The sequence below is a fragment of the Pseudomonas sp. NY15437 genome (genome assembly GCF_048068435.1).
Taxonomy (GTDB): Bacteria; Pseudomonadota; Gammaproteobacteria; order Pseudomonadales; family Pseudomonadaceae; genus Pseudomonas; species Pseudomonas nitroreducens_B.
The window spans coordinates 67,717-93,938 of record NZ_JBLUQC010000021.1 but is presented as its reverse complement, the minus strand read 5'-3'; the positions used below and the strand labels follow the sequence as shown (position 1 = coordinate 93,938).

The window sequence follows — 26,222 nt, the reverse complement described above, 5'->3', positions numbered from 1 at the left end:
CTGACCGCTTCGATTTTGAATTCTTCGGGGTAACGCTGGTTGCTCATGGCACCTCCTGATGGGCCTCATTATGAGGCTTGGAGGTGTCTACGAAACTAGGGGCGATTCACAGCGCCCTCACAGCCAATACCTGACAGACAGTGAGCTTTCTAGGTTTGTGTCGGACGCGGGGTTCAGCAAGGAAACCTTGGCCATGAAGTATGCGGGGATGCATTTGCATCCGACTGCCTACAAATCCGTTGGCAAAGTCCATGCGCAGCAGCGAATCGAGGCGGTACGCGACTATCTGGCCTTCCTCTATGACAAGTTGGGTGATCACTCAACACGATATGAGGCGGTTGACGACCTGAAGAAGCGCATCAACCGCAAGATCAAAGCGGCCAGCCCTGCGTGGAAAAAAACGCGAACGGACGAAATGAAAGGGCTTACCAGCCCGGAGCGAACTCGATTGCTGGAAATCATGCATCCGGATAGCTCCGAGAACCCCTTTTCAGATGAAGCCATCAGGCTGCGTAACTACATCATTTTGCTGCTGGGTCTCGACATGGGGCTGCGCCGTTCCGAGATGCTGCTGATCAAGACCAGCGATATTCACTGGCACAGTCGTCAACTAGCGGTGGTTAACCTGGAGGATGAGAGCCTCGATCCACGAACCATGGCCCCGCAATTCAAAACCCACGAGCGCATGCTGGTGATGACCGATGACCTGTATGACGCAATTACTGAATACGAATCGAAATATCGCCACAGAAAGCCCCGTAACGGCGCATCGCAAGCGAGAAGGCATCCGTTTTTGCTGGTGGCGCACAAGCGAAATGAGGGCGGACCTCTGACCATCAAGGCAGTGGATGGCGTTCTGTCCAGGGTCCGAGAAATAGCGCCGGAACTGGCTCATGTGCACCCGCATATTCTGAGGCATGACGCGGTCTACACGATGCTGGAAAGCATGCGTGAGGAACTGGCAGTGCTCACGCCGGAGGATCGCACCACGCAAGTACAAAAGACCCTCACATGGATGTTCGGCTGGAGTCCCGATTCGAACATGCCAGGCCACTACGGCGCGAAATTCTGGAAGGAAGAGGCAGACAAAGCGATACAGAAACGGGCCGAGCGATTTACGTTCAGCCGTCAGAAGGCCGGCACGACACAAAGAGGTTCAGAGTGAGCATCGCCGTCGAAGCACTTCAGGCACCCACGAAGGACAGCCTCGATGCATGGCTGAACACGCCTCGCCTGGCGAAATGTGGGAACGTGTTCACACCCGCCGAACCGATGTGGAAACCGGATAAATCGGCTTGTCATTCAGTCAACTGGGAAGCGGCTATTGCCGGCGTCTCGCCGGATTGGCAGCCCTGGTTGCACGCCGCCCTGGCGTACCGAATGGCCGATCAGGCAGCGATGTCGGTTTCTAAACTCGCCAGTGTGTTGTCGCGGGCTGCTCAAGCCGGGCTTGACCCGCTCAGGGTGATGATGACCTCAAGTGCCTTACTGAAACCGTATGCGGTATTGCCTTTTGTCCAGTGACGATTCATGTGCTCGCACGCTGTATTACAGACAGCGGCTGACACCCGCGTCACATCCCGCGTGCCGGTCAACTCGAACAGGGCGGCTTCCAGCCCCTTCAGGGCATTCAGCCAGCCACTTGTCGCCTTTTTCTGCGAGAAAACCTTTCGGTACACAAGTATGGCTTTGGCAAAATCCGTGAAGGGTGCCTGCATCGCCACTGGGGCAACTGAGGTCGATCCGAGCGCCGAGAAGCTACAGCTTTGGAAGCCATGTAGGTGCCAACTGCCATCTTCCCAGCGAATGCTCGCGTGAACTCGATTGGGAATGCCTTTGGGCAGGGTCTGTTTTGCCCATTCGATAAACGCCGCGAGCTGAGCCTCCGCAGCCAGTTGGCTTCTGGGCTTAAAGTCGACAATGTTGTTGTTCGTTGATTCAGAATGAAAAGCATCGGTCATTCGCTGTTCCTCCCTGACCGTAGCATGGCCTCACAATCCAAAATCACCTTACGGCAGGCCAGAATGGCCCGATCCCAGAGCACTCCGGTCGTTTTATCCGTGGCAATGGTTTGCTCCCGACGACGTTCCAATCGCTCAAGGACCTCGCGATGATTGGCGTGCAGAAGAGGTTGAAATTTTCCGCATGCATAACAGGTGTAAGGCGCATCGAGATGGCAGGTGGCAGTGGCACCGCAAACTGCCACATCCTCGATTAGTCGATCCGCTCGATCCCCGTTTATCGCAGAGGTGCGATCCGTGACGATGATCCCGGTGAACGCATTCACAACCAAGGCCATATGGTCGCTCATCTTCGCGTCGATCAACGCCAGCAACTCCGGCGACACGGCGCGGTACTTTCGCACTGTCCGAGTATCGTTGTGCATCAATGCGCGGGCCATCGTCCATTCATCCAGCCCCGCATTGGAAAGGTCGGTACCTAAGGTGTGTTTGAACCGGTGCCCCCGCGTCACTTTCAGCGGCTGATGGGTGCGAGGTGAAATCGGAAAGTCCCTCCTTCGCTCGATGCGCTCAAGCCAACATTTGATCGTGCCTGATCCGGCATGAAAGATCGGCTGCGGCGCGTCTTCGAGGCCTTTTTGAAGGGGGCTGTCGAGTAAAACAGGGGCATTCCGCGCCCCCCAATGTTCTGCTTCATCATCCAGCTTCCGACGAAAGAGGGGCACATTCTTAATGGCTGCATTCCAGTCGGCGCCGTCTGGATACGTTTGCCAGAGTTGCGCCAGAACCATTGCCTTGTAGGCCTTCACGGTGTTGTAGAGGTCCTCATCCAGACTGAATGTTTCGGCCTTTGCTCGCCAACCCGCCTCGTTGTCTTTTCGCTTTGCCCAATGAAACTTCACCTTGCATCCCTGATCGCTTTTGGTGAAATCACCAAAAACCATCATTCGCATCTGAGAGCCACGCTGCCCGTAAATCATCAATATGCGCAGGTAAAGATACTCCTCGAACTCTAACTGCCCGTGACCAAACTGCTCATGTATCCATTGATGCAGCGCGTCCTGCTCCACCTGCGTCAAAGGACCTTTCTCGGGGTCAAGGCTGAGGATCACATCGTTGCTGGAGCGCTTATTCCTGGGCAGCGTCTGGTAGGCATTGATCAGGGATTGCGACGGACGCTGTTCGAGGGATTCGCAGTCGTGCCAAAACGCCATGAAAGTGGCAGTGCAACTAAACTCACCAAGATTGAAGCGCTCTCGCAGATCTATCAGTTGACCCTCGTTGATGCGGAAAAAAAAACTGCTCAGGTCGGATTTCCGGTGGACCTCTCCGCTGACGCTGAGGCCGTCTGGCACGCTCAAGCAGCAAAAGCAGGATCGGGAACAGAAGCTGCCCAGCCCTGACGCAATCAGAGCCCTCGGGGAAGTGTTCACTAACGAATTGACCCGCCCCCTCGATATCGTTGTGACATCCGCCTGTGCGCTGTTGCTGAGTGCACCCAGTCGCGTGGGTGAACTGGCAGATATTGAATTGGATTGCCTAGTATTCAAAGAGGATAGCCAGGGCAATCGGCGCATGTTCCTGCGCTGGTACGCGGAAAAGATAAACCAGGTGATGCTGAAGCCCGTCGTTAAGCCTGAGATGGAGCCGGTCGTCGAGCGGGTCATCACATTACTGAAACCGATCACCGATGAGGCGCGGGCTTACGCCGCCTGGCTGGAAGACCATCCCGATGAGTTTCCGCCCCATGAAGGATTGCCATCCAAGGGGCCTGATGAACCGCTCACGTTCGCCGAAGCCTGTGCCGCGCTGAAACTCGCCTATAAAGAGGGCGGAGCGCGATCCTGCTTCAATGACAATTTACTGAAATCTTTGGAGAAGCGAAAGGCGCTCAGCCCCGCCGCCCGAACCCTCTTGGCCGAGATCCGTGACGGGTGGGATTCCAGCGTAGGTAAGCGCATATATGTTAAGGGCAAGCATGGAGTCCAGGGTTATGAGTTTGACGACCGGTGTGTGATCACACTGCACAAGCTCAATGTGCTGTTGCGGATGAAGTATCTTCCAAAGGATTTTCCCTACACCACGCCCTACACAGAGGGCAAGGCTCGGGTGAAGTACCGTGATGCGTTGTTCACCGTGCGCACGGGAGCACTAGCTGAAGACTCAGGTACAGCTCATGCGACACTCGGGTTTGGCGTGGAGATCGCGGCGAACTCTGGCCGACTTACCGGGCAATTAGGCGGTTCGAAAAACCCGGCATTGAAAAGCCTGTTCGAGCGCTTCGGCTACCCCGGCGTCAAGGTCAACACGCATGCGTTTCGGCACGAATTGAACACGCGGATGCACCAGGCCGGTCTGTCGCAGCTCCTGATTGACGCCTTCTCTGGGCGCACGACGATGGGATCGGTCTACAACCATGAAACCATCGAGGACCGCACCCAGAGGGTTGCGGATTACCACCCAAAAACGAAGCACAGCAACGCTGCTCAGCTTATGGAAAAGGTCAAAACCAATCAGCCTCTGAATCTTGCTGATCTGATGGAACTGCGCAAGGGCGAGCAGGACCGCATTATCCATCAAACCCATATCGGCGTTTGCCTGCACAACTTCGCATCCGAGCCCTGCCCGAAAATGGGTGCCTGTTTGGACTGCGGGCGGCTCGGTTGCGTCAAAGGGGATGACGTAAAGCTGGGCAATCTCAGAGAAGAACGCGACAACCTTAAACGTCGTCTCGATAAAGCCCTGGATGCGCAGTCTCGGGGCGTGTTTGGGGCATCGGAGTCGGCCAAAAAACTGGGTGAGAAGCTCTTTAAGTGCGAGGCGCTCATCCAAACGCTGGAAAACCCCGAACTCGAAAACGGTGCCATTGTGTGGAACGCCGATAACGGTTGGACGCTGACCAAGAACGCCGCTGCAATGTCGGGGCTGATCGAAGTCAGGTTCATTGAAGAGAACCAGGCGCAAGAGGCGTTACCATCGTTGGACGACGTCTTGGCTTTGCTGGATGAGATCGAGGGTTAACGATGGGGCATTTAACGCCAAAGGATGAGAAGCGCATCATTAAGCTGATTGAGGAATGGTCAGAGCCGAAGCTGACCTGGCCTTTGCTCGTTGAGGCCTGCAAAGAAAAATTGGGTATCAGTCGTGCTCGCCAGTCCCTGATGAAACTACCTGCCGTGGATTTAGCGATGAAGAATTGCAAGGCGGCATTGAAGGCTCAGAAGCTGAAGCCGGGCTGGATTAGCGATATTCAGGCAGCCAACGAGCACATTGAGAAACTGACAGCGACCAATCAGAAGCTGTTAGCTGCTGTTCGAGATATGCATAGCCGTTTTTTGATCTGGCAAGCCAATGCGGATATGCACGGGCTAACGCAATCGATGTTGGAGCGGCCGGTTTCACAGCTTCAAAAGAAACTGTCTCCATAAGTGTTCCGTTCAAAGCTAAATAGGACAGAATTTGGCCCGATGACTGAGGCGCATGCAGCCAACGGACGCGCCCTCGGCTCTTGGGTGCGAAAGCCTCCCCGATCTGCCGATCACCAGGATGTCGATGTTGTTCGGACCGGTCGGAAGCCGCACTCCCGTTTCAAGCTCGAGCTCCGCTGACTCATCGCGCGCATGCAGGATCAACGGAAGAATTTGTTTCAGCATGAAGGCGTACTGCAGTTGCATGCTCGCCTCTTTGTTGACCGCGATGAGTCCACCGCCAACCTTTCGACTGGCGGATAACGCCATGCTCCGTATAGCCTTCTGCTTCGCTTAACAGCATCGGCATCCCGGATTCCTGATTACGCGGCTCAATGGCTGGCCCATCGGTTCCCCCTGTCAACGCTTCACCCACGGTGCAACATGCATGACTCGGGGTCTGGTTGATTCGCCATTTCTTACCAGTATCGAACTTTCATCGACTATCCTCCGCCAGCTTTAACTGGCGCACTAAGCGTCCAGCCAAGTCACCTTCCGGTTACGGTGCTGCAGACTAGTTTCACGAACCTGCCAACCGCCAAGTGCGTAATTGCATCGCATTTGACCGCCCAGGCGGTAGTGGCTCAGCTGCAACTCGCCCAGGTCAACGTCTTCCTGCTCCAGACGATCCACTCGGAGCAGCGGATGCAGGTGCTTAGCGTACACGCACAGTTGCTCCAGCTCTCGATCCTCATAGGGAATGATTTGCGAGAGGAACTCGTACAGGCGGACAAAGCTCTGCAAGTTCTTCTTGAATAGATCGAGCTGATCAACCTGCTCGCCGGCTTCCTTGATTGCCGCCTCGGCCTTCTTCACACCGGCGCTGTCGCCGTTTTGTTCGACGGTACGCTTGAAGTCCAGCGCATGCTGGCGTGATTCCTGGGCCAGCTTGTAGCGCTTGGCAAAGCGCTCCTTAGCCGGCGCGCAGTAGTAGCTGAGCTTGCTGGCAGTTGCCTTGGGGTCGAAGAAAGCGATGGCGAACGCAGCCACCTCCTCCCAGTGATAGATACCCTCCTCGATGGCCTGGCGCATGGAGTACAGGTGGAACGCCTCAGGCTTGTTGTCGGCGCTCACTGGCAACGCCGGATTGGCCGGGCGGCCAAACAGCTCCAGGGTCTTGGGCTTGGGCGTGGCGGTAAAGGCGTAGTAGCTGATGCGTTCGTTGGGCGCACGCGCAGCCACGGCGGCGTCCAGCAGTTCTTCGGCGCTGATCTCTTCGGCGTCCGGGGCATCGCTGCCGAGAATCTGCTTCAGCTTGCTGGCCGATGAGCCGGTCTGCGAGGAATGCGCTTCATCGGCGATCACCGCATAGCGCCCGCTGGCCAGCTTGGGGTGCTTGTCCAGCGCATCGAACAGCGCCGGGAAGGTCTGGATGGTGACGATGATGATGCGCGTCTGCTCGGCCAGCGCCTCGGCCAGCTGCTCGGACTTGCTCTGGTTGCCGATATCGCGGGTGATGCACTTGACCACGCCCTGGGCATGCTCGAACTGGTAGATGGTGTCCTGCAGCTGCTTGTCCAGCACGGTGCGGTCGGTAATCACGATCACCGAGTTGAACAGCCGTTGCCCCTCGGCATCGTAGAGCGAGGCCAGTTGGTGAGCCGTCCAGGCAATCGAGTTGGACTTGCCGGAGCCGGCGCTGTGCTGGATCAGGTAACGCTTGCCCGGCCCTTCGGCGCGGGTGGTGTCGATCAGCGTGTTGACCACTTCCACTGGTGGTAGCGCGGGAAGATCAGGGTTTCCTTGGTGATGCGATCGCCATCGGCATCCTCTTTTCCGCTCTTCTGCAGATGCTGGAAGCGGCCCAGCACCCTCAGCCAGGCATCAGGCTGGAACAAACGCTGCCACAGGTAGCCGGTGACGTAATGGCTGTCATCCGGCGCAGGCGGGTTGCCAGCACCGCCGTCGAGACTGCCGAGGTTGAACGGCAGAAAGAAGGTCTCCTTGCCGGCCAGCTTGGTGGTCATCGCCACTTCATCCTGGCTCACGGCAAAGTGCACCAGCGCGCCACGCTTGAAGGTCAGCAGCGGCTCGGGTTTGCGCGTCAGCGGGTCTTTGACCGGGCGATCCTGGCGGTACTGGCGCTTGGCGTTTTCCACGCTCTGCTTGAACTCGCTTTTCAGCTCCAGCGTGGCGGTGGGGATACCGTTGACGAACAGCACCAGATCCAGACGCGGGTTGTACTCGCCCTTGAAAGTCACGCAAAGACGCGAGTCTAACCTAGACGTCAGTGATCACTTCACCTGCACCGCTGGAATTTTCTCAATAGCGTCTTCGGAAACCGGGCTTGTAGATGCCCTGAGAGATGATGAGTTTCTTGTTATAAGAAGAACCTTATTTGCTGCCTCACAACAGGAAATCGGCTGGCGATACCTGACAGGAAGAGATCACGGGAACACTTACAAAAAGTTAAGTTTTGGAGCCTAAACTTGACCCAAAACCAGCGAAACCTAACTAAAAATCCATGCGCTGACACAGGATTGAGAGGGGAATGATGCTAAGAGGGCTGGAAAGCCAGCGGACATGCAGGCTAGACCGCAGATCGCAAAACCTGACTAAACCCTAATAGGGTAGAGAGGTTTATTGAGCCATGGATACCTGACTTCTGGGATGAATGGATGATCGGGATAGCCGGAACGGACGACGGCAGGTTCCGGGACGCCGGCCCGGTGGGCCGGAGCGGCAGCGCTCAAACACTCGGGAGCAGGCTGGCCGCGGGCGCAAACGGCCGATGGACGGCCCTTCGCGCGGGACTCGCTGCGGATGTACTTTATGCAGCGCACTTTCGCCGCATTTCAGACGCGCGCGTGCGGCAAAGCTACCGGAATGAGCCAGGAAGGGCAAACGACGCTCGTCGGCCATACTGGCACTTCGCCGGCTTTCCGGGCATCCTAGCCTGCGCCGAATTCAGCCGTATCGCCCCAGGTCCTTAAGTCCTTGCCTATCTTTCCCCCCACTCCTCGGGACGCCCTGGTCAGGCCTGGCCGCGTGGCGACCCGGACCGCGCTGGTGCTGCTGGTGCTGTTCATGCTCGGCCTGCTGGGCTGGCAACTGCACCAGGAGCTCCGCAGCCAGGAGCGCTTCGAGCGTGAGCGGGTCATGCTGCATGGCGAACAGATGGCCCAGCGCATCGCCCTGACCCTGGAGCTCAAGGCCGTGGCGGCGCAAGCTCTGCTGCAGCAGGAGCAGGACCGCGAACCCGGCGACGTGCACGCGCCGCTGATCGCCGGCCTCAGGCACATCTACCCGGCCTTCCACAGCCTGGTCCGCCTGGATGCCGAGGGCTGGCCCATTCGCGATACCGCCAGCGGCATCAAGGATGCGGCATTCATCAGGGCCTTGCGCCAGCGCAGCGCGCAGCAGGGCTACCACTATGCCTTCAGCGAGGACAACGGCGGCCACTTCTATGTCTGGCTGAAGGCCACCGAGGATGGTGAAGGCGACAGCGTCATTCGCCTCGACGAGAAGATCGCCCGGCAGGGCTGGGCGAAGCAGATCCATCCCGAGTCGCCGGCCTGGATCCTGGTCGACGACATCCAGCAGAAGGTCCTCGGCCGCTCCAGCGGCTACCGCCCCGGCCCGCTGTCGGCCGCCTCGCCGCTGGAACAGGCGCAGAGCCTGAACGGCCTGGCCATTGCGAACACCGACTGGCAGTTGCACCCGCAATTCGACGACCGCCAGGTTCGCGCCACCCTGCTGCCGCGCCTGGGTGGCGAACTGGCGCTGCTGCTGGTGCTGGGCGGTATCGCCGGCGCCGCCCTGCTGCGCCTGCAACGTGAACAGCAGAACCTGCGGGCCTTGACCGTGGAGTCGCAGCAGGGGCTGCGCCAGGCCGCGCAAGCGCTGGGCGCCATCGACGAGCGCGTGCTGGTGACCCACGCCGACGGCCGCCTCGCCTACCTCAACCCCCAGGCCGAGCAACTGTTCGGCATCGCCGCCGACAAGGCCGGCGACCACCACCTGCTGGAGCTGCTGCCCGGTCTTGGCGGCGCGCTCAACAATGCCGACGCCTCGGCCGACAGCACCGCGGAGCTGGTGCGCGTGAACGACAGCGGCCAGGCCCGGCTATTCGCCGTCAGCCACCACTCGCTGGACGACAGCCCCGTCTCGGCGGAGCGCAGCTGGGTGCTGCGCGGCAACCTGCCCCAGGGCAGGCAGGTCTGGGTGCTGCGCGACGTCACCGAGGAGCAGCAGGCGCTGCACATCCTCGAGGAAACCCGCCGGCGCTACCAGGACATCTTCGATGGCGTCGGCGTCGCGCTCTGCGTGCTCGACCTGTCCGCCCTGCGCCAGAGCCTGGTGGATCTCAACCTGCGCCGCCAGAGCGACCTGCACGACTGGCTGGCGACACAACCCGAGCGCCTGCACTGGCTGCTGCGCCAGGTGCGGATCACCGAGATCAACAATGTCGCCAAGCGCCTGATGGGCGTGAGCACCACCGAACAGGCCTGGCAGATCCTCGTCGGCAGCGCGGGCATGCGCCCGGACGGCGTGCGCAGCAAGGTGCTCGAAGCCGTGCTGCACGGCCACGGCATGGTCGAGCTGGAAGCCTGCATCCATACCCGCCAGGGCGAGCAGCGCCACCTGTGGCTGCAACTGCGCGTGCCGGAGATGATCCAGGACTTCCACGCCGTCACCCTCAGCCTGTCGGACATCACCAGCCGCAAACAGGTCGAGCTGTCGCTGATCGAGCGCGAGAAGTTCTGGTCCGACGCGGTGCGCGCGGTGCCCGACACCCTGTACATCCACGACATCGCGGCGCGCCGGGTGATCTTCAGCAACCACAACCTGGGCCACCAGCTCGGCTACAGCAGCGACGAGCTGCGCGAGATGGGCGAGCGCTTCTGGGAGAAGGTGCTGCACCCGGACGACGTCGAATACTACTGGCGCGTGCGCAACCTGCAGCAGGTGGTGGGCGACGGCCTGCTGCTGGACAGCCAGTTGCGCTGGCGCCACCGCGACGGCAGCTGGCACTGGTTCGACATCCGCGAGCAGGCCTTCACCCGCGACGCGGGCGGCCGCGTGGCGCGGCTGATCGGCGTGGCCAAGGACATCACCGACACCGTCGAGGCGCACAACTCCTTGCGCGAGAGCGGCCGCCGCTACCGCATGCTCGCCGAGAGCATCAGCGACGTGATCCTCTCCACCGACGCCCAGGTCAAGCTCAACTACATCAGCCCGTCGATCCAGCAGGTATTCGGCTACAGCCCCGAATGGGTGCTCGCCAACGGTTTCCAGCAGGTGGCCGCCAACCCGGCGCAGCTCGAACGCCTGGAAGAACTCCTGCATCGCGTGCGTACCGCCATCGGCGAGCCCAAGCGCCTGGCGGAACTGCGTGAAAACGCCGAGCCGCAGCTGTTCAGCCTCGACTGCCTGCACGCCGACGGCCACAAGATCCCCGTGGAGCTGCGCATCGCCCTGATGTGGGACGACCATGGCCGCTTCGAAGGCCTGCTCGGCGTCGCCCGCGACATCAGCCAGCAACGCCGCGCCGAACGCGAGATGCGCATGGCGGCAACGGTATTCGAGCACTCCACGGCGGCGATCATGGTCACCGACCCGGCCGGCTACATCGTGCAGATCAACGATTCCTTCAGCCGCCTTACCGGCTACTCCGCCGAGGAAGTGCTGGACCAATTGCCGCGCCTGCTCACCGCCGACCGCCAGGAAGCCAACCAGCTCAAGCACGTGATGGAAAGCCTGCTCAAGAGCGGCAGCTGGGAAGGCGAGATCCTGCAGAAGCGCAAGAACGGCGAGCTGTACCCCAGCTGGGTCGGCATCACCGCGGTGCACGACGAGGAAGGCGACCTGGTCAGCTTCGTCTGCTTCTTCAGCGACATCAGCGAGCGCAAGGCCAGCGAGCGGCGCATCCACCGCCTGGCCTACTACGACGCCCTGACCCACCTGCCCAACCGCACGCTGTTCCAGGACCGCCTGCACACCGCGCTGCTGCAGGCCGAACGGCACCAGCAGTGGGTGGTGCTGATGTTCCTCGACCTCGACCGCTTCAAGCCGATCAACGACTCCCTCGGCCACGCCGCGGGCGATCGCATGCTCAAGGAAGTGGCCGAGCGGCTAAGCCTGTGCGTCAGCGACGACGACACCGTGGCGCGCATGGGCGGCGACGAGTTCACCCTGCTGCTGCCCGGCCAGAAGGACCGCGAGAAGGCGCTGAAACAGGCGATCCAGGTCGCCGAGCAGATCCTCTCCAGCCTCGCCCGTCCCTTCACCCTGGAAGGCCGCGAGTTCTTCGTCACCGCCAGCATCGGCGTGGCGCTGTCGCCGCAGGACGGCGCCGAGCTCAGCCAATTGATGAAGAACGCCGACACGGCGATGTACCACGCCAAGGAAATGGGCAAGAACAACTTCCAGTTCTACCAGGCCGAGATGAACGCTCGCGCCCTGGAGCGCCTGGAACTGGAAAGCGACCTGCGCCGCGCCATCGAGCAGGAAGAATTCATCCTCCACTACCAGCCGCAGTTCACCGGCGATGGCCGCCGCCTGACCGGCGCCGAGGCGCTGCTGCGCTGGCAGCATCCCAAGCGCGGGCTGATCCCGCCGGCCGAGTTCGTGCCGGTGCTGGAAGAGCTCGGCCTGGTCGCCCAGGTCGGCGACTGGCTGCTGGAACAGGCCTGCCTGCAGTTGCGCGCCTGGCACCGCGACAAGGTGCGGGTACCGAAGATTTCCGTGAACCTCTCGGCCCGGCAGTTCGCCGACGGCCAATTGGGCGAACGCATCGCCGGCATCCTCGCGGACACCGGCATCGCCCCGGCATGCCTGGAGCTGGAGCTGACCGAAAGCATCCTGATGAGCGACGTTTCCCAGGCGATGCAGATCCTTCAGGGCCTTAAACGCCTGGGCCTGGCGATTGCGGTGGACGACTTCGGCACCGGCTATTCGTCGCTCAACTACCTGAAGCAGTTCCCCATCGACGTGCTGAAGATCGACCGCAGCTTCGTCGACGGCCTGCCCCACGGCGAGCAGGACGCACAGATCGCCCGCGCCATCATCGCCATGGCCCACAGCCTGAACCTGATGGTGATCGCCGAGGGCGTGGAGAGCCACGAGCAGCTCGAATTCCTCCGCGAGCACGGCTGTGACGAAGTGCAAGGCTTCCTCTTCGGCCGCCCCGTGCCGGCCGACCAGTTCGCCGCACTGTTCGCCAGCAACGCCATCTTCCTGCTGGGCTGATCGCCCGGCTCGATGGCGGGCTGTGCGTAGCAGCAGCCGTCTTCCTCCGGGGAGTCCGTGCCGATGCATCCCCCTCACCCCAGCCATCTCCCGAAGGGAGAGGGGGCAGATCCTGCCGGCTGGTAGATTGGCTTCATCCTGCGCCGAACGGTCCCCCCTCCCCCTGGGAGAGGGTTAGGGTGAGGGCCAACCCGAGCGCCGATATATCTCGTAGGAGCGGGCTCCGCCCGCGATGTACCACGGCCGGCTCCAAGCCGCCGGGATTCGATCGCGGACGAGTCCGCTTCTACGCCCGGCACAGCGTGCCAACCGCTCGCCAATCCGCGCCCCTCGATGCCTTGAGCCCCGCTTGTCAGCCACATGACCGCCTTTCATGTGCCAGCACCGGCGCCTTGGGTTAGAATGCGCGCCTTTCCCCAGCACCCGATCCTTAAGAGGACCGCCATGTTCAGCCGTGATTTGACCCTCGCCCGCTACGATGCCGAACTCTTCGCCGCGATGGAGCAGGAAGCCCAGCGCCAGGAAGAGCACATCGAGCTCATCGCCTCCGAGAACTACACCAGCCCGGCGGTGATGGAAGCCCAGGGTTCGGTGCTGACCAACAAATACGCCGAAGGCTACCCGGGCAAGCGCTACTACGGTGGTTGCGAGTACGTCGACGTCGTCGAGCAACTGGCCATCGACCGCGCCAAGGAACTGTTCGGCGCCGACTACGCCAACGTCCAGCCGCACGCCGGCTCCCAAGCCAACGCCGCTGTCTACCTGGCCCTGCTGTCGGCCGGTGACACCATCCTGGGCATGAGCCTGGCCCACGGCGGCCACCTGACCCACGGCGCCTCCGTCTCCTCCTCCGGCAAGCTGTACAACGCCGTGCAGTACGGCATCACCGACGCCGGCCTGATCGACTACGACGAAGTCGAGCGCCTGGCCGTCGAGCACAAGCCGAAGATGATCGTCGCCGGCTTCTCCGCCTACTCCCAGGTCCTGGACTTCGCCCGCTTCCGCGCCATCGCCGACAAGGTCGGTGCCTACCTGTTCGTCGACATGGCCCACGTGGCCGGCCTGGTCGCCGCTGGCGTCTACCCGAACCCGGTACCGTTCGCCGACGTCGTCACCACCACCACCCACAAGACCCTGCGCGGCCCGCGCGGCGGCCTGATCCTCGCTCGCAAGAACGAAGAGATCGAGAAGAAGCTGAACTCCGCCGTCTTCCCGGGCGCCCAGGGTGGCCCGCTGGAGCACGTGATCGCCGCCAAGGCCGTGTGCTTCAAGGAAGCCCTGCAGCCCGAGTTCAAGGCCTACCAGCAGCAGGTCCTGAAAAACGCCCAGGCCATGGCCAGCGTGTTCATCGAGCGCGGCTTCGACGTGGTGTCCGGCGGTACCCAGAACCACCTGTTCCTGCTGTCCCTGATCAAGCAGGACATCACCGGTAAGGATGCCGACGCCGCCCTGGGTCGTGCCTTCATCACCGTGAACAAGAACAGCGTACCGAACGACCCGCGTTCGCCGTTCGTCACCTCCGGCCTGCGCATCGGCACCCCTGCCGTGACCACCCGCGGCTTCAAGGAAGCCGAGTGTCGCGAACTGGCCGGCTGGATCTGCGACATCCTGACCAACATGGGCGACGAGTCCGTGGTGGACGGCGTGCGCGAGAAGGTCAAGGCCATCTGCGCCAAGTTCCCGGTCTACGGCAACTAAGCCGAACCGCGAACGCGACATGAAAAAGCCCGGCAGATGCCGGGCTTTTTCATGGGCGCCATCCTGAACATTCAGGCCTGACGTGCAGGAGCGAGCTTGCTCGCGACCGGTCTCCAGGTCAGCGCCTTGTCATGCGGTTCGCGAGCAAGCTCGCTCCTACAAAAGACGTTCCTTGGAGGTACCGCCGATTCGTAGGGCGCATAACGCGCCAGCGTTATCCGCCGCCGGTGCATCGACGGACAACCTGCTCCAGGTTTCTCCCCACATGCCGACCCAACCGGTAGGAGCGAGCTTGCTCGCGAACGGATTCCAGCCCATCACCGCCGTTGAGCAGTTCGCGAGCAAGCTCGCTCCTACGAAGAGCCGCCCTGCCTTTTATGGGGAGGCTAGGGCTGCCCGCCCGACCTCTGCTCCGGCTGCACCGGCACACCCCGCAGCTCGTTGAGCCGACGCACCAGTGTCTGGGCCTCCGCCGGGCTGGCGAAGCCCTTGAGCATCACCTGGCCGTCGGTCACCACCCGCGTCACCTTGGGCAGCAGGCGCAGTTGCCCGTCGATGACCACCGCCAGGGCCTTGCCCTGCTCCTCTTGGGTCAGTGTCGCCAGGCGCTGGCTGGCTTCGGGCGTGAACAGCACGCGCACGGCGGGTTTGCCGTCGGCTACGCTGGCCAGTTCGGCGCGCTGCACGTCGCGCTGAGTCAGGGCGGGATGGGTGGCCACCAGCACCGCCTTGCCCTGCGGATCGGCGAGCGTGCGGGTGCTGGCGGTGGGTTTCTCGGCCACGGCGTGCACGTCGAAGCTGTGCTGCGGCGCCGACGGCGGCGCACCGGCGCAGGCGCCCAACAAGGCGGCGACCAAAAATGAGGCGACGTGAATCGGAATAGAGCGTTTCATCGACGGGGAATCAGACAGAGCGGCGCGGTCAGGCCGGGGTTATACAGAGTCAGACCATCGCCAACGTACAAGTTGCACACCCTTGGTCGGCGCCCGCGACTAAGCTTGCAGACGAACGGATGCTGGCGGTCCGGTCAGAAATTCTCCGGTTCAGGGCAAGCTGGTATCATGCGCGCCTTTTGCCGGTCACAAGAAAAGGCGCAGGGCCCACCTGGGCATGCACCTTGCTTTTCCCGGCCAGAACGATAACGGCGCAAGCGCGTCACGGGGAGCCAAACATGCTGGAAAAGCTGTTCCAACTCAAGGCACACAACACCAATGTGCGCACCGAGATCCTGGCGGGTATCACTACCTTCCTGACCATGGCCTACATCCTCTTCGTCAACCCGAGCATCCTCGGCGAGACCGGCATGGATAAGGGCGCGATCTTCGTCGCCACCTGCCTGGCCGCGGCCATCGGCTCGGCGGTGATGGGCCTGATCGCCAACTACCCGATCGCCCTGGCGCCCGGCATGGGCCTGAACGCCTTCTTCACCTACACGGTGGTCCTGCACATGGGCCACACCTGGCAGGTGGCGCTCGGTGCGGTATTCCTCTCCGCGTGCATGTTCTTCGTGATTTCGATCTTCCGCATCCGCGAGTGGATCATCAACAGCATCCCGCTGGCGCTGCGCTCGGCGATCGCCGCCGGCATCGGCCTGTTCCTCGCGCTGATCGCGCTGAAGGAATCGGGCATCGTCGTCGCCAACCAGGCCACCCTGGTGGGCATGGGCGACCTGGCCAAGCCGGCGCCGCTGCTGGCGATCCTCGGTTTCATCCTGATCGTCGCCCTGGAAGCGCGCCGTGTGACCGGCGCGGTGATGATCGGCATCCTGGTGGTGACCTTCATCTCCATCGCCATCGGCGTCTCCCAGTTCGGCGGCGTAGTGTCGATGCCGCCGTCGCTGGCGCCGACCTTCCTGCAGCTGGATATCAAGGGTGCGCTGGATATCGGCCTGTTCAGCGTGATTTTCGCCTTCCTCTTCGTCGACCTGTTCGACAACTCCGGCACCCTGATCGGCGTGGCCAAGCGCGCCGGCCTGATGGGCAAGGACGGGCACATGCCGAAGATGGGCCGTGCGCTGATCGCCGACAGCTCCGCCGCCATGGTCGGCTCCCTGCTGGGCACCTCCACCACCACCAGCTACATCGAGTCGGCGGCGGGCGTTTCCGCGGGCGGTCGCACCGGCCTGACCGCCATCGTGGTCGCCGTGCTGTTCCTGCTGGCGCTGTTCTTCGCCCCGCTGGCGGGCAACGTGCCGGCCTTCGCCACTGCGCCCGCGCTGTTCTTCGTCGCCGTGCTGATGGCCTCGGGCCTGGCCGAGATCGACTGGGACGACCTGACCGTCGCCGCGCCGGTGGTGGTAACCGCCCTGGCCATGCCGCTGACCTTCTCCATCGCCAACGGCATCGCCTTCGGCTTCATCACCTGGACCGCCTGCAAGCTCCTGTCCGGCCGCTTCCGCGAGCTGAACCCGGCGCTGGTCATTCTCTCCATCCTCTTCGTGATCAAGCTGGGCTGGTTCAACGCTTGATCTGATTCTCCCGGCATGGGTATCGCTGCGCTCCGCCCATCCTACAGGTGACACTGATGTAGGATGGTGTGGAGCGAAGCGATACCCATCAAATGCCGCCGCCTCCACACGAGTTACCCGCCCCATGAGCAGTCCGCGTTTCGATCCCTCCCTGTACGACAGCCAACTGGCCGAGAAGGCCGCGCGCCTGCGTGAGCTGCTGGCGCCCTTCGCCGCGCCGGAGCCTGCGGTGTTCGATTCGCCCCGCGAGCATTACCGCCTGCGCGCCGAATTCCGCCTGTGGCGCGAGGGCGAGGCACGCCATTACGCGATGTTCGAGCAGGGCGACAAGCACACGCCGATCCTGATCGAGGAGTTCCCCATCGCCAGCCGGCGCATCAACGAACTGATGCCGCGCCTGAAGGCTGCTTGGACCGAGCCGACGCTGGGCCACAAGCTGTTCCAGGTGGAGTTCCTCACCACCCTGGCGGGCGACGCGCTGATCACCCTGTGCTACCACCGCCCGGTGGATGCTGCCTGGCAGGCCGCCGCCGAGAAGCTGGCCGCCGAGCTGGGCGTCAGCATCGTCGGCCGCTCCCGTGGCAAGCGCCTGGTCGTCGGTCGTGATTACGTGAGCGAGGAGCTGACCGTCGCCGGTCGCACCTTCCGCTACCGCCAGCCGGAGGGCGCCTTCACCCAGCCCAACGGCGAGGTCTGCCAGAAGATGCTCAGCTGGGCGTACGAAGCCCTGGGCCAGCGCGAGGACGACCTGCTGGAGCTGTACTGCGGCAACGGCAACTTCACCCTGCCGCTGGCCACCCGCGTGCGCAAGGTGCTGGCCACGGAGATCAGCAAGACGTCGGTGAACGCCGCCCTGGCGAACCTCGCCGACAACGCCGTGGACAACGTCACCCTGGTGCGTCTCTCCGCCGAGGAGCTGACCCAGGCGTTGAACGACGTGCGACCGTTCCGCCGCCTGGCCGACGTCGACCTGATGTCCTACGCCTTCGGCAGCGTGTTCGTCGACCCGCCGCGCGCCGGCATGGACCCGGACACCTGCGAGCTGACCCGGCGCTTCGACAACATCCTGTACATCTCCTGCAATCCGGAGACCCTGGCGCAGAACATCGCCCAGCTGCACGACACCCACCAGGTGAGCCGCTGCGCACTGTTCGACCAGTTCCCCTACACGCACCACATGGAAGCCGGCGTACTGCTGACCCGCCGCTGACCGACGCGAGCCCAACCAAGGGTTGGGCAACCTGCGGCCACAGGGCGGCTACGCTTGCGGGACAATGACAAGAGGCACGTCCATGTCCCGCCTGATCCTTCCCCTGCTCTGCCTGCTGCTGGCCGCCTGCGCCGGCAGCGATCCCGCCAACATCAGCGTGTCGCCCGCCGCCAACGGCCGGCAAAGCACCTTCTTCATCCAGGCCGTGCGCGCCCCGGGCCACCGCGAGGACCTGGAAGATCGCTTCGATCTCGCCGTGCGCCGCGCCCTGGAAGCCAAGGGCTACCGCTACCAGGAGCGTTCAGGGGAGCTGCGGGTGATCTACGCGGTTGGCCTGGACAGCCAGACCGGCATCGTCCAGCGCCCGGTGGTGACCGGCGCGGGCGTCATGACCCAGACGCAGATCACCGACCAGGAACAGGCGCGCCTGGCGCTGCAGATTCTCGACGACGCGAGCGGCGCGGTGCTCTACCAGGCGCAGGTGGCGCGCCAGCTGCACGATCCGACGATCACCCAGCAGGCCGTGGACGACGGCATCGCCCGCCTGCTGAAGGATTTCCCCGCGCATGCGGGGCAGTGAGGATCAGCTGTAGTTCGACGGCGACTTGCGCACGAACTTGATGCTGTATTTGAAGTCGGCCTTGCGCGTCACGCTGATGGCGCGACGGGTGACGGTGTCGATGGTGATGTTCCAGTTGCCGGTGCTGGGCACCTTGATCTTCGCCGGGAAGCGGTCGAAGGCGCCGCCATGGTAGGCATGGCGGCCGCCATTCTTGAAGCTGCGGAAGTTCGCATCGGTCATCAGGCGGATGTTGCAGGTCATGGAACACTCGATGACGACCAGGTCGCCTTCGTTGAGGTGTTCCCGTTGATGTACGAACTTCATGCTGGCTCCGCCTGGCTTCTACCGCTAAATCAATACGATAGCACGGCGCGGGGCTGGCCCGGCAGCGGCGCTGACCGCGCGGGCCGCCGTTTATCCGACGCTCACAGCCCTTCGAAGTCCGCCTTGCGCTCCTCCGGCTCGTCCTCTTCGCGCACCACGATGTGTCGGTGGCGTGACTGCCGCTCCAGCCAGTACAGGGCGAAGATCGCCAGGGCCGAGATCGCCCCGCGGTAGACCACGCCGGCCAGTTGCGCGTCCCACTCCATGCCGCCCTCGGTCCAGGCGATCAGCAGGCGCGACAGGGTCAGGGTCAGTTGCACGAGGATTACCAGGATCAACGCCGGGCGCACCAGCAGGCGACGGCGCAAGGCGAAGACCAGGAACAGCGCGAGGGCGAACTGGTGGCCGCCGTAGAAGACGCGCGCGTCGCTCACCGACGACGGCTCCATCAGCAACATGCCGCTGAGGTTGGCCATCTCATAGGGGCGAATCCAGTAGAGCAATCCCAGGCCACCCCAGACCAGGGCCTGGACCAGCAGGACGAGACGGGCGAAGAGCATCCGATTTTCTCCTTGGCCATGCAGCCATTGCCGAGCGTCCGCCCCTGCGACCGACAGTCGCGGACGCACCACCGATCAGCTACAGACCCCGTATGGCGCGGCAAGTTCGGGGCTGCGCGTCATATGGGGAAACAAACCGCGGGTGGGGCCGCCACCGCCGCGGGAGTATCCTCGGGCGCGTCCACATTTCCAAGGTTCCCGACCATGCGCACCCTGCTTCTGCTCACCGCCCTTGTCGCCGGCGCCGCCCAGGCCGCCGAGCCGCTGACCATCGACGTGCACCGCGATGCCAACTGCAGCTGCTGCAAGGACTGGATCAAGCACCTGGAAAGCAACGGCTTCACCGTCAACGACCACGTCGAGGCGGACATGAGTGCAGTGAAGACCAAACTCGGCGTGCCTTACAGCATGGGCTCGTGCCATACCGGGGTCATCGACGGCAAGTTCGTCGAAGGCCACGTGCCGGCAGCCGACGTGCTCAAGCTGCGCGAGCGCGCCGACCTGGTCGGCGCCGCCGTACCCGGCATGCCGGTGGGCTCGCCGGGCATGGAAATGGGCGACCGGCACGACGCCTACCAGGTGGTCGGCCTGAACAAGGCCGGCCAGTCCGAGGTCATCGCGGACTACCCCGCCCACTGAGGGAGCTGTTCATAGGATCGAGGGAACGCCTGGTTATTGCTCGCGAACGAGCCATCTCCATCAGAGGTTCGCGAGCAAGCTCGCTCCTACGGAAAGAGCAACGTGTCCAATGAAAAGGGCGGCCAGTGGGCCGCCCTTTTCGTTATCGACGCGGTGTTACTCGGCCTTGGCCGGCAACAGGCCGTCGGCGCGGAACATCGCCTTGATCCCGCGCACCGCCTGGCGCAGGCGGTCGCGGTTCTCGATCAGGGCGAAGCGCACGTGGTCATCGCCGTAATCGCCAAAGCCGATGCCCGGCGACACCGAGACCTTGGCATCCTTGAGCAGCTTCTTGGCGAACTCCAGCGACCCGAGATGGGCGTAGGCAGGCGGAATCTTCGCCCAGATGTACATCGAGGCCTTGGGGTTCTCCACCATCCAGCCGGCCTCGTGCAGGCCCTTGACCAACACGTCGCGGCGCTTCTGGTACTGCTCGGCGATGTCGCGCACGCACTGCTGGTCGCCTTCGAGCGCCGCAATCGCCGCCACCTGCAGCGGGGTGAAGGTGCCGTAGTCGTGGTAGCTCTTGATCCGCGCCAGGGCCGAGACCAGCTCCGGGTTGCCGACCATGAAGCCGATGCGCCAGCCGGCCATGTTGTAGCTCTTGGACAGGGTGAAGAACTCCACCGCGATGTCCTTGGCGCCGGGCACCTGCATGATCGACGGCGCCTTCCAGCCGTCGAAGGTGATGTCCGCGTAGGCCAGGTCGTGCACCACCAGCACGTCGTAGCGCTTGGCCAGGTCGACCACGCGCTCGAAGAAGTCCAGCTCCACGCACTGCGCCGTGGGGTTGGAGGGGAAGCCCAGGATCATCATCTTCGGCTTGGGAATCGATTCGCGGATGGCCCGCTCCAGCTCGTTGAAGAAGTCGATCCCCGGCACCAGCGGCACCGAGCGCACCTGGGCGCCGGCGATCACCGCGCCGTAGATGTGGATCGGGTAGCTGGGGTTGGGCACCAGGATGGTGTCGCCGTGGTCCAGGGTCGCCAGCATCAGGTGCGCCAGGCCTTCCTTGGAACCGATGGTGACGATGGCCTCGGATTCCGGGTCGATCTCCACCTGATAACGGTCGCGGTACCAGTGCGAGATGGCCCGGCGCAGGCGCGGAATACCACGGGACGTGGAGTAGCCGTGGGTGTCTTCGCGCTGGGCGACCTGGCAGAGCTTCTCGACGATGTGCGGCGGCGTGGCCCCGTCCGGGTTGCCCATGGACAGGTCGATGATGTCCTCGCCACGGCGGCGGGCGGCCATCTTCAGGTCGGCGGTGATGTTGAAAACGTAGGGGGGCAGGCGATCGATGCGCGCAAAGCGACGAGCTGAACGGGGTTCAGTCATGGTGTCCTCGGGTTAACGTAGGCGCCCGGAACCGTCCGAGCGACGCCGGCCACTGCGGTGGCCTGGAAAGCGCGGCGCTGTGACCTGCGCTTTCTTGTCGGCGAACATATAGCTCGCTAGGCTGGCTGTCGAGTTTTTCTTTGTACCGCTCAAGGGCGGCATCTGGAGGCCCATGTCCCCGCAACACTATTGGCAAGTCGACGTCTTCGCCGACCAACCACTCACCGGCAATGGCCTGGCGGTGTTTCCCGACGCCCGCGGCATCCCCGCCCAGACGCTGCAGGCGCTGACCCAGGAGCTGCGCCAGTTCGAGTCGATCTTCCTGTTTCCGTCCGCGTCGCTGGACACCTACTCCGCGCGCATCTTCACCCTCGACGAGGAGCTGCCCTTCGCCGGCCACCCGGTGCTGGGCGCCGCCGCGCTGCTGCACCACCTGCACCAGCGCGGCGAGGAGGAACTCTGGACGCTGGAGCTGCCGGCCAAGGCGGTCAAGGTCATCACCCGCCGACGTGGCGCGGGCTTCCACGCCGAGATGAACCAGGGCAGCGCCGACTTCGGCAGCGTGCTCGATGAGGCCACGCGCCGGTGGTTCGCCGAGGCCTTCTCGCTGACGGCTGCCGACCTCGCCGACTACCCCGCCGCCATCGTCAGCACCGGCCTGCCCTACCTGCTGCTGCCGGTGCGCAGCGAGGCCCTGGGGCGCGTGCGCCAGCGCACGGATCTGACGGCCGAGCTGGCAAAGCTCAACGCCGCGTTCGTTTTCGTGCTGGATGTGGATAATCGCGAGGGCCGTACCTGGGACGGCGCCGGGATCATCGAGGACGTCGCCACCGGCAGCGCCGCCGGCCCCGTCGCCGCGTACCTGGTGGAGCTGGGCAAGGCGCGCCGCGGCGAGCTGTTCCACCTGGCCCAGGGCCGCTTCGTCGGCCGCCCCAGCCGGCTCGACGTACAGGTCGGCCAGGATGACGAGGTCCGCGTCGGCGGCGACGTGCAACTGCTTGCCCGCGCCGAGCTGCTGCACCGATTCGCCTGACGACCGGGCTGGCGGCCAGCCCTGCCCACGACGACACTGAACCCACCTGTTCGATGGAGATGCCGCCATGCAATGGCGCAAAGGACGACGCAGCGACAACGTAGTGGATGCCCGCGATGACGACGGCGGCGGCATGGGCGGCGGCGGCATGCGCATTGGCGGCCGCGGCCTCAGCCTGGGCGGCGTGGCCATCGTGGTGGTGATCGGCCTGCTCTCCGGGCAGGACCCGATGACCATCCTCGGCTCCCTGCTCGGCCAGATGGACGTCTCCCAGCAGCAGGCGCCGGCCCGCCCGACCCAGGGCAAGCCGGCCAGCGGCAACGATCCGCAGGTGGACTTCGTCCGCTCGATCCTCGGCGACACCGAGGACACCTGGGGCGAGATCTTCGCCCGCAGCAACCAGCAGTACGAGCAGCCCAAGCTGATCCTGTTCAACGGCGGGGTGAACTCGGCATGCGGCTTCGCCTCGTCGGCGGTCGGGCCGTTCTATTGCCCGGGCGACCACCGGGTGTACCTCGACCTCGGTTTCTTCCGCGAAATGGAGCAGAAGTTCTCCGCCGCCGGCGACTTCGCCCAGGCCTACGTGATCGCCCACGAAGTCGGCCACCACGTGCAGAACCTGCTGGGCATTTCGGCCAAGATCAACGCCGCCCGCCAGCGCGGCGCACGCATGGAAGGCGCCAACGGCCTGTCGGTGCGCCAGGAACTGCAGGCCGACTGCTTCGCCGGCGTCTGGGCCAACCGCGCCCAGCAGCGCCTGAACTGGCTGGAACCTGGCGATGTGGAAGAGGCGCTGAACGCCGCCAACGCCATCGGCGATGACCACCTGCAGCGCCAGGCGCGCGGCACGGTGATGCCGGATTCCTTCACCCACGGCTCGTCGGCGCAGCGCGTGCGCTGGTTCAAGATCGGCTTCGAGAGCGGCTCGCCGGGCAAGTGCGACACCTTCAAGGCGCAGACGCTTTGATGTTTCGACCCGGTTCGCGAGCAAGCTCGCTCCTACAGCCCCACCCAGCGCAGGGGTGCTTTTCGTAGGAGCGAGCTTGCTCGCGAAGCGCTGGGCGCAAGGGCTACAGGTGACGCCTTAGCAGATCGAGGAAATACCCCGGGTCCAGCGGCTTGACCATGAAATCCAGCACGTTCAGGCGCATCGCCTCGATCACGTCGCGGGCGTTCGCCTGGCCGGAGAGGACGATGATCGGCAGGAAGGTTCCGACCTCGTTCAGCTCGCGGATCAATTCCAACCCCGCCCCTTCGTGTTCCATGCGCAGGTCGGTCACCAGCAGGTCGATATCGGATTCGTCGCGGCGGATGCGCCGCAGCGCTTCGGCGGCGCTGCCGGCAGTCAGGCAGCGGAAGTTCGCGCCCTCGATCAGCTCGCGCATCTCGGCCAGCACGTCGCGGTCATCGTCGACCACCAGCACCAAAGGCTTGTGCGGCGCCTGCGCGGTGACTTCGCGCAACGCTTCGAGCTCCTCCTCATCGAGGACGACAGGACTGATCATGGATGCCACACCGCAGATAGAGGCCCGATGCCAGCAGTCTAGATGGCAATGAGCCTTTAGTCCCCCCGCCTCCGCGCGCGCTGCGCAAAAAAAAGGGCCGCAACGCGTGCGGCCCTGGAAATACGCCGGCGGGGCCGGCGTCGTGGGATGTCAGCCAGCCTTGGCCAGGCCGGCCTGGCCAAGGCGCTCGGCGATCTCGCCGAGAATGGCCGGGTCGTCGATGGTGGACGGCGGCGCGTAGGGTTCGCCGTCGGCGATCTTGCGCAGCACGGCACGCAGGATCTTGCCCGAGCGGGTCTTGGGCAGGCGCTTGACCACCACCGTGCGCTGGAAGCAGGCCAGCGCGCCGATGCGCTCGCGCACCAGGGCGACCAGGTCGCGCTGCAGGTTGGCCTCGCTGATCTGCGCGCCGTCCTTGAGCACCACCAGCCCCAGCGGCACATGGCCCTTGAGGTCGTCCTGCACGGCAATCACCGCGCACTCGGCAACGGCCTCGTGCAGCGCCAGCAGTTCCTCCATCTCGCCGGTGGACAGGCGATGGCCGGAGACGTTAATCACGTCGTCGGTGCGGCCCATGATGTAGACGAAACCCTCCTCGTCCACGTAACCGCCGTCGCCGGTGTGGTAGTAGCCGGGGAAGGCCTTGAGGTAGGCCTGCAGGTAGCGCGGGTGATCGTTCCACAGCGTCTGCGCACAGCCCGGCGGCAGCGGCAGGGCAATGACGATGGAGCCTTGCTCGTTGGGCCCCAGCAGCCGCCCTTCGTCGTCCACCACCTGCACGTGGTAACCGGGCACCGCGCGGTTGGTGGAGCCGGCGCGCAGGTCGTGGTCGCCCAGGCCGGTGCAGGGCGCGGTCACCGGCCAGCCGGTCTCGGTCTGCCACCAGTGGTCGTGTACCGGTTTGCCGGTGTGCTCCTCCAGCCAGTGCTGGGTGCTGCTGTCGAGCTTCTCGCCGGCCAGGAACAGGTGGCGCAGCGAGCTCAGGTCGTAGCGTTCGAGTAACTCGCCCTGCGGGTCCTCCTTGCGGATCGCCCGGATCGCCGTGGGCGCGCAGAACAGGCTGTTGACCTGGTGCTCCTCGATCACCCGCCAGTAGCTGCCGGCATCGGGCGTGCGCACCGGTTTGCCCTCGTAGAACACCGTGGTGCAGCCGTGCATCAACGGCCCGTAGACGATCAGCGAATGGCCGACCACCCAGCCGACATCGGACACCCCCCACCAGACGTCCCCCGGCTGCAGGCCGAAGATGGTCGGCAGCGCGTAGCTCAGCGCCACTGCGTGGCCGCCGTTGTCGCGCACGATACCCTTGGGTTTGCCGGTGGTGCCGGAGGTGTACATGATGTACAGCGGGTCGCCGCTGGCGACGTCAACAGGGTCGGCCGGTTGCGCGTGGGCCAGGGTCTCGCGCCAGTCGAGGTCGCGGCCGGCCGTAAGCTCCGCCATCGCCTGCGGGCGTTGCAGCACCAGTACATGGGCCGGCTGGTGCGTGGCCAGTTCCAGGGCCTTGTCCACCAGCGGCTTGTATTCGATCACCCGCTCGAACTCCAGGCCGCAGGACGCGGTGAGCACCAGCTTGGGCCTGGCGTCGTCGATGCGCAACGCCAGCTCATGGGGCGCGAAGCCGCCGAAGACCACCGAGTGCACGGCGCCCAGCCGCGCGCAGGCCAGCATGGCCATGGCCGCCTGGGGCACCATCGGCATGTAGATGATCACCCCGTCGCCCTTCTCCACGCCCAGGGCGCGCAGGGCGCCGGCCAGGCGTGCCACGTCGTCGCGCAGCTGCAGGTAGCTGAAGCGCTGCTGGGTGTTGGTCACGGGGGAGTCGTAGATCAGCGCGGCCTGGTGGCCGCGGCCCAGCTCGATCTGCCGGTCGAGGGCGAGGTAGCAGGTGTTCAGGCGGCCGTCGGCGAACCAGCGATGGCTGCCATCGGGCAAGGCTTGCAGGATCTCCTGCGGGGCGCGGTACCAGGCCACGCGGGCGGCCTGCTCGGCCCAGAAGGCGGAAGGCTCCGCGATGGAGCGGTCATGGGACTGCCGGTAACTCATCGTCACTGCCTCTTATTGTTGTTATCGAGGTCGAACAACGAGTATGGACGGGGATTGCCACCCCACCATCAACCTTTGGTCGTAGTCCTGTCGTCGCTGTTGCCAGCGCCAACAGGGCGATTGCTTTGCAGGATTTTTCAGGCAGACGCCGCCGTTGCGGTGCGAGCCCTCTGGGACGGGCATGG

General features: G+C 63.8%; 18 protein-coding genes and 4 pseudogenes. 12 read left to right on the top strand and 10 right to left on the bottom strand.

The window, feature by feature from the left end; translation table 11 throughout:
* Nucleotides 1–109: 109 nt before the first annotated feature.
* Together ACNFIA_RS29975 and ACNFIA_RS29970 are read left to right on the top strand one after the other, a co-directional pair.
* Nucleotides 110–1,165, top strand: a pseudogene (locus ACNFIA_RS29975) (site-specific integrase); the annotation flags it as partial.
* Nucleotides 1,162–1,461: pseudogene (locus ACNFIA_RS29970) on the top strand (site-specific integrase); the annotation flags it as partial. The pseudogenes ACNFIA_RS29975 and ACNFIA_RS29970, both read left to right, overlap by 4 nt.
* Here the strand turns inward: ACNFIA_RS29970 and ACNFIA_RS29965 are convergent.
* Both ACNFIA_RS29965 and ACNFIA_RS29960 read right to left on the bottom strand, forming a co-directional pair.
* Nucleotides 1,461–1,961 (bottom strand): annotated as a pseudogene (locus ACNFIA_RS29965) (hypothetical protein); the annotation flags it as partial. The pseudogenes ACNFIA_RS29970 and ACNFIA_RS29965 overlap by 1 nt on opposite strands.
* The gene (locus ACNFIA_RS29960; RefSeq protein ID WP_416790710.1) at nt 1,958–3,268 is read right to left on the bottom strand and encodes a site-specific integrase; all 1,311 of its coding nucleotides are present in this window, start codon (nt 3,266–3,268) and stop codon (nt 1,958–1,960) included. The gene ACNFIA_RS29960 and the pseudogene ACNFIA_RS29965, both read right to left, overlap by 4 nt.
* Between ACNFIA_RS29960 and ACNFIA_RS29955 the strand changes: the two genes are divergently transcribed.
* Both ACNFIA_RS29955 and ACNFIA_RS29950 read left to right on the top strand, forming a co-directional pair.
* Nucleotides 3,246–4,982: a hypothetical protein gene (locus ACNFIA_RS29955; RefSeq protein ID WP_416790704.1), complete on the top strand. Its 1,737-nt coding sequence runs from the start codon at nt 3,246–3,248 to the stop codon at nt 4,980–4,982. The two genes, ACNFIA_RS29960 and ACNFIA_RS29955, sit on opposite strands and share 23 nt — an antisense overlap.
* A gap of 2 nt (nt 4,983–4,984) precedes the next feature.
* Nucleotides 4,985–5,389, top strand: coding sequence for a hypothetical protein (locus ACNFIA_RS29950; RefSeq protein WP_015475663.1), 405 nt, complete (start codon nt 4,985–4,987; stop codon nt 5,387–5,389).
* A 15-nt stretch (nt 5,390–5,404) separates the two neighbouring features.
* Here ACNFIA_RS29950 and ACNFIA_RS29945 read toward each other — a convergent pair whose 3' ends face one another.
* Both ACNFIA_RS29945 and ACNFIA_RS29940 read right to left on the bottom strand, forming a co-directional pair.
* Nucleotides 5,405–5,635: a hypothetical protein gene (locus tag ACNFIA_RS29945; protein ID WP_041711728.1), complete on the bottom strand. Its 231-nt coding sequence runs from the start codon at nt 5,633–5,635 to the stop codon at nt 5,405–5,407.
* 363 nt (nt 5,636–5,998) lie between these two features.
* Nucleotides 5,999–7,620, bottom strand: a pseudogene (locus ACNFIA_RS29940) (DEAD/DEAH box helicase family protein); the annotation flags it as partial.
* Nucleotides 7,621–8,416: 796 nt separating this feature from the next.
* On the opposite strand from ACNFIA_RS29940, the gene ACNFIA_RS29935 reads away from it, so the two are divergent.
* Nucleotides 8,417–12,619: an EAL domain-containing protein gene (locus ACNFIA_RS29935; protein ID WP_416790701.1), complete on the top strand. Its 4,203-nt coding sequence runs from the start codon at nt 8,417–8,419 to the stop codon at nt 12,617–12,619.
* 444 nt (nt 12,620–13,063) lie between these two features.
* Entirely contained in the window at nt 13,064–14,317 is a 1,254-nt protein-coding gene (gene glyA, locus ACNFIA_RS29930; RefSeq protein ID WP_259759241.1) for a serine hydroxymethyltransferase, read from the top strand.
* Nucleotides 14,318–14,703: 386 nt separating this feature from the next.
* On the opposite strand, the gene ACNFIA_RS29925 is transcribed toward glyA, so the two are convergent.
* Complete coding sequence (locus ACNFIA_RS29925) at nt 14,704–15,210, bottom strand: SecDF P1 head subdomain-containing protein (RefSeq protein WP_416790698.1); 507 nt, start codon at nt 15,208–15,210, stop codon at nt 14,704–14,706.
* A 278-nt stretch (nt 15,211–15,488) separates the two neighbouring features.
* Here ACNFIA_RS29925 and ACNFIA_RS29920 point away from each other — a divergent pair, with 278 nt between their 5' ends.
* From ACNFIA_RS29920 to ACNFIA_RS29910, 3 genes are all read left to right on the top strand, one after another.
* On the top strand, nt 15,489–16,784 hold the full coding sequence (locus tag ACNFIA_RS29920) for an NCS2 family permease (RefSeq protein ID WP_045217177.1): 1,296 nt from the start codon (nt 15,489–15,491) through the stop codon (nt 16,782–16,784).
* A 124-nt stretch (nt 16,785–16,908) separates the two neighbouring features.
* The gene (gene trmA, locus ACNFIA_RS29915) at nt 16,909–17,994 is read left to right on the top strand and encodes a tRNA (uridine(54)-C5)-methyltransferase TrmA (RefSeq protein ID WP_416790696.1); all 1,086 of its coding nucleotides are present in this window, start codon (nt 16,909–16,911) and stop codon (nt 17,992–17,994) included.
* Between the two features lie 82 nt (nt 17,995–18,076).
* Nucleotides 18,077–18,574 (top strand): DUF4136 domain-containing protein, encoded by a 498-nt coding sequence (locus tag ACNFIA_RS29910; protein ID WP_416790694.1) that lies wholly within the window; start codon nt 18,077–18,079, stop codon nt 18,572–18,574.
* Between the two features lie 3 nt (nt 18,575–18,577).
* On the opposite strand, the gene ACNFIA_RS29905 is transcribed toward ACNFIA_RS29910, so the two are convergent.
* Both ACNFIA_RS29905 and ACNFIA_RS29900 read right to left on the bottom strand, forming a co-directional pair.
* Nucleotides 18,578–18,880: a DUF1883 domain-containing protein gene (locus tag ACNFIA_RS29905; RefSeq protein WP_259759237.1), complete on the bottom strand. Its 303-nt coding sequence runs from the start codon at nt 18,878–18,880 to the stop codon at nt 18,578–18,580.
* Between the two features lie 101 nt (nt 18,881–18,981).
* Nucleotides 18,982–19,440 (bottom strand): DUF4345 domain-containing protein, encoded by a 459-nt coding sequence (locus ACNFIA_RS29900; RefSeq protein WP_259759236.1) that lies wholly within the window; start codon nt 19,438–19,440, stop codon nt 18,982–18,984.
* Nucleotides 19,441–19,644: 204 nt separating this feature from the next.
* Here ACNFIA_RS29900 and ACNFIA_RS29895 point away from each other — a divergent pair, with 204 nt between their 5' ends.
* Nucleotides 19,645–20,079, top strand: coding sequence for a DUF411 domain-containing protein (locus tag ACNFIA_RS29895; RefSeq protein WP_416790693.1), 435 nt, complete (start codon nt 19,645–19,647; stop codon nt 20,077–20,079).
* A gap of 156 nt (nt 20,080–20,235) precedes the next feature.
* On the opposite strand, the gene alaC is transcribed toward ACNFIA_RS29895, so the two are convergent.
* Nucleotides 20,236–21,453 carry an alanine transaminase gene (gene alaC, locus ACNFIA_RS29890; RefSeq protein ID WP_416790691.1) on the bottom strand — a complete coding sequence of 406 codons (1,218 nt, stop codon included), beginning with the start codon at nt 21,451–21,453 and terminating at the stop codon, nt 20,236–20,238.
* Nucleotides 21,454–21,625: 172 nt separating this feature from the next.
* On the opposite strand from alaC, the gene ACNFIA_RS29885 reads away from it, so the two are divergent.
* Both ACNFIA_RS29885 and ACNFIA_RS29880 read left to right on the top strand, forming a co-directional pair.
* Nucleotides 21,626–22,486, top strand: a complete 861-nt coding sequence (locus ACNFIA_RS29885; protein WP_416790690.1) for a PhzF family phenazine biosynthesis protein — start codon at nt 21,626–21,628, stop codon at nt 22,484–22,486.
* A gap of 67 nt (nt 22,487–22,553) precedes the next feature.
* Nucleotides 22,554–23,453, top strand: coding sequence for a neutral zinc metallopeptidase (locus ACNFIA_RS29880; RefSeq protein ID WP_416790689.1), 900 nt, complete (start codon nt 22,554–22,556; stop codon nt 23,451–23,453).
* A 103-nt stretch (nt 23,454–23,556) separates the two neighbouring features.
* On the opposite strand, the gene ACNFIA_RS29875 is transcribed toward ACNFIA_RS29880, so the two are convergent.
* Nucleotides 23,557–23,991: a response regulator gene (locus ACNFIA_RS29875; RefSeq protein ID WP_259759231.1), complete on the bottom strand. Its 435-nt coding sequence runs from the start codon at nt 23,989–23,991 to the stop codon at nt 23,557–23,559.
* A gap of 150 nt (nt 23,992–24,141) precedes the next feature.
* Nucleotides 24,142–26,037, bottom strand: a complete 1,896-nt coding sequence (locus tag ACNFIA_RS29870) for a propionyl-CoA synthetase (RefSeq protein WP_416790688.1) — start codon at nt 26,035–26,037, stop codon at nt 24,142–24,144.
* Nucleotides 26,038–26,222 lie beyond the last annotated feature (185 nt).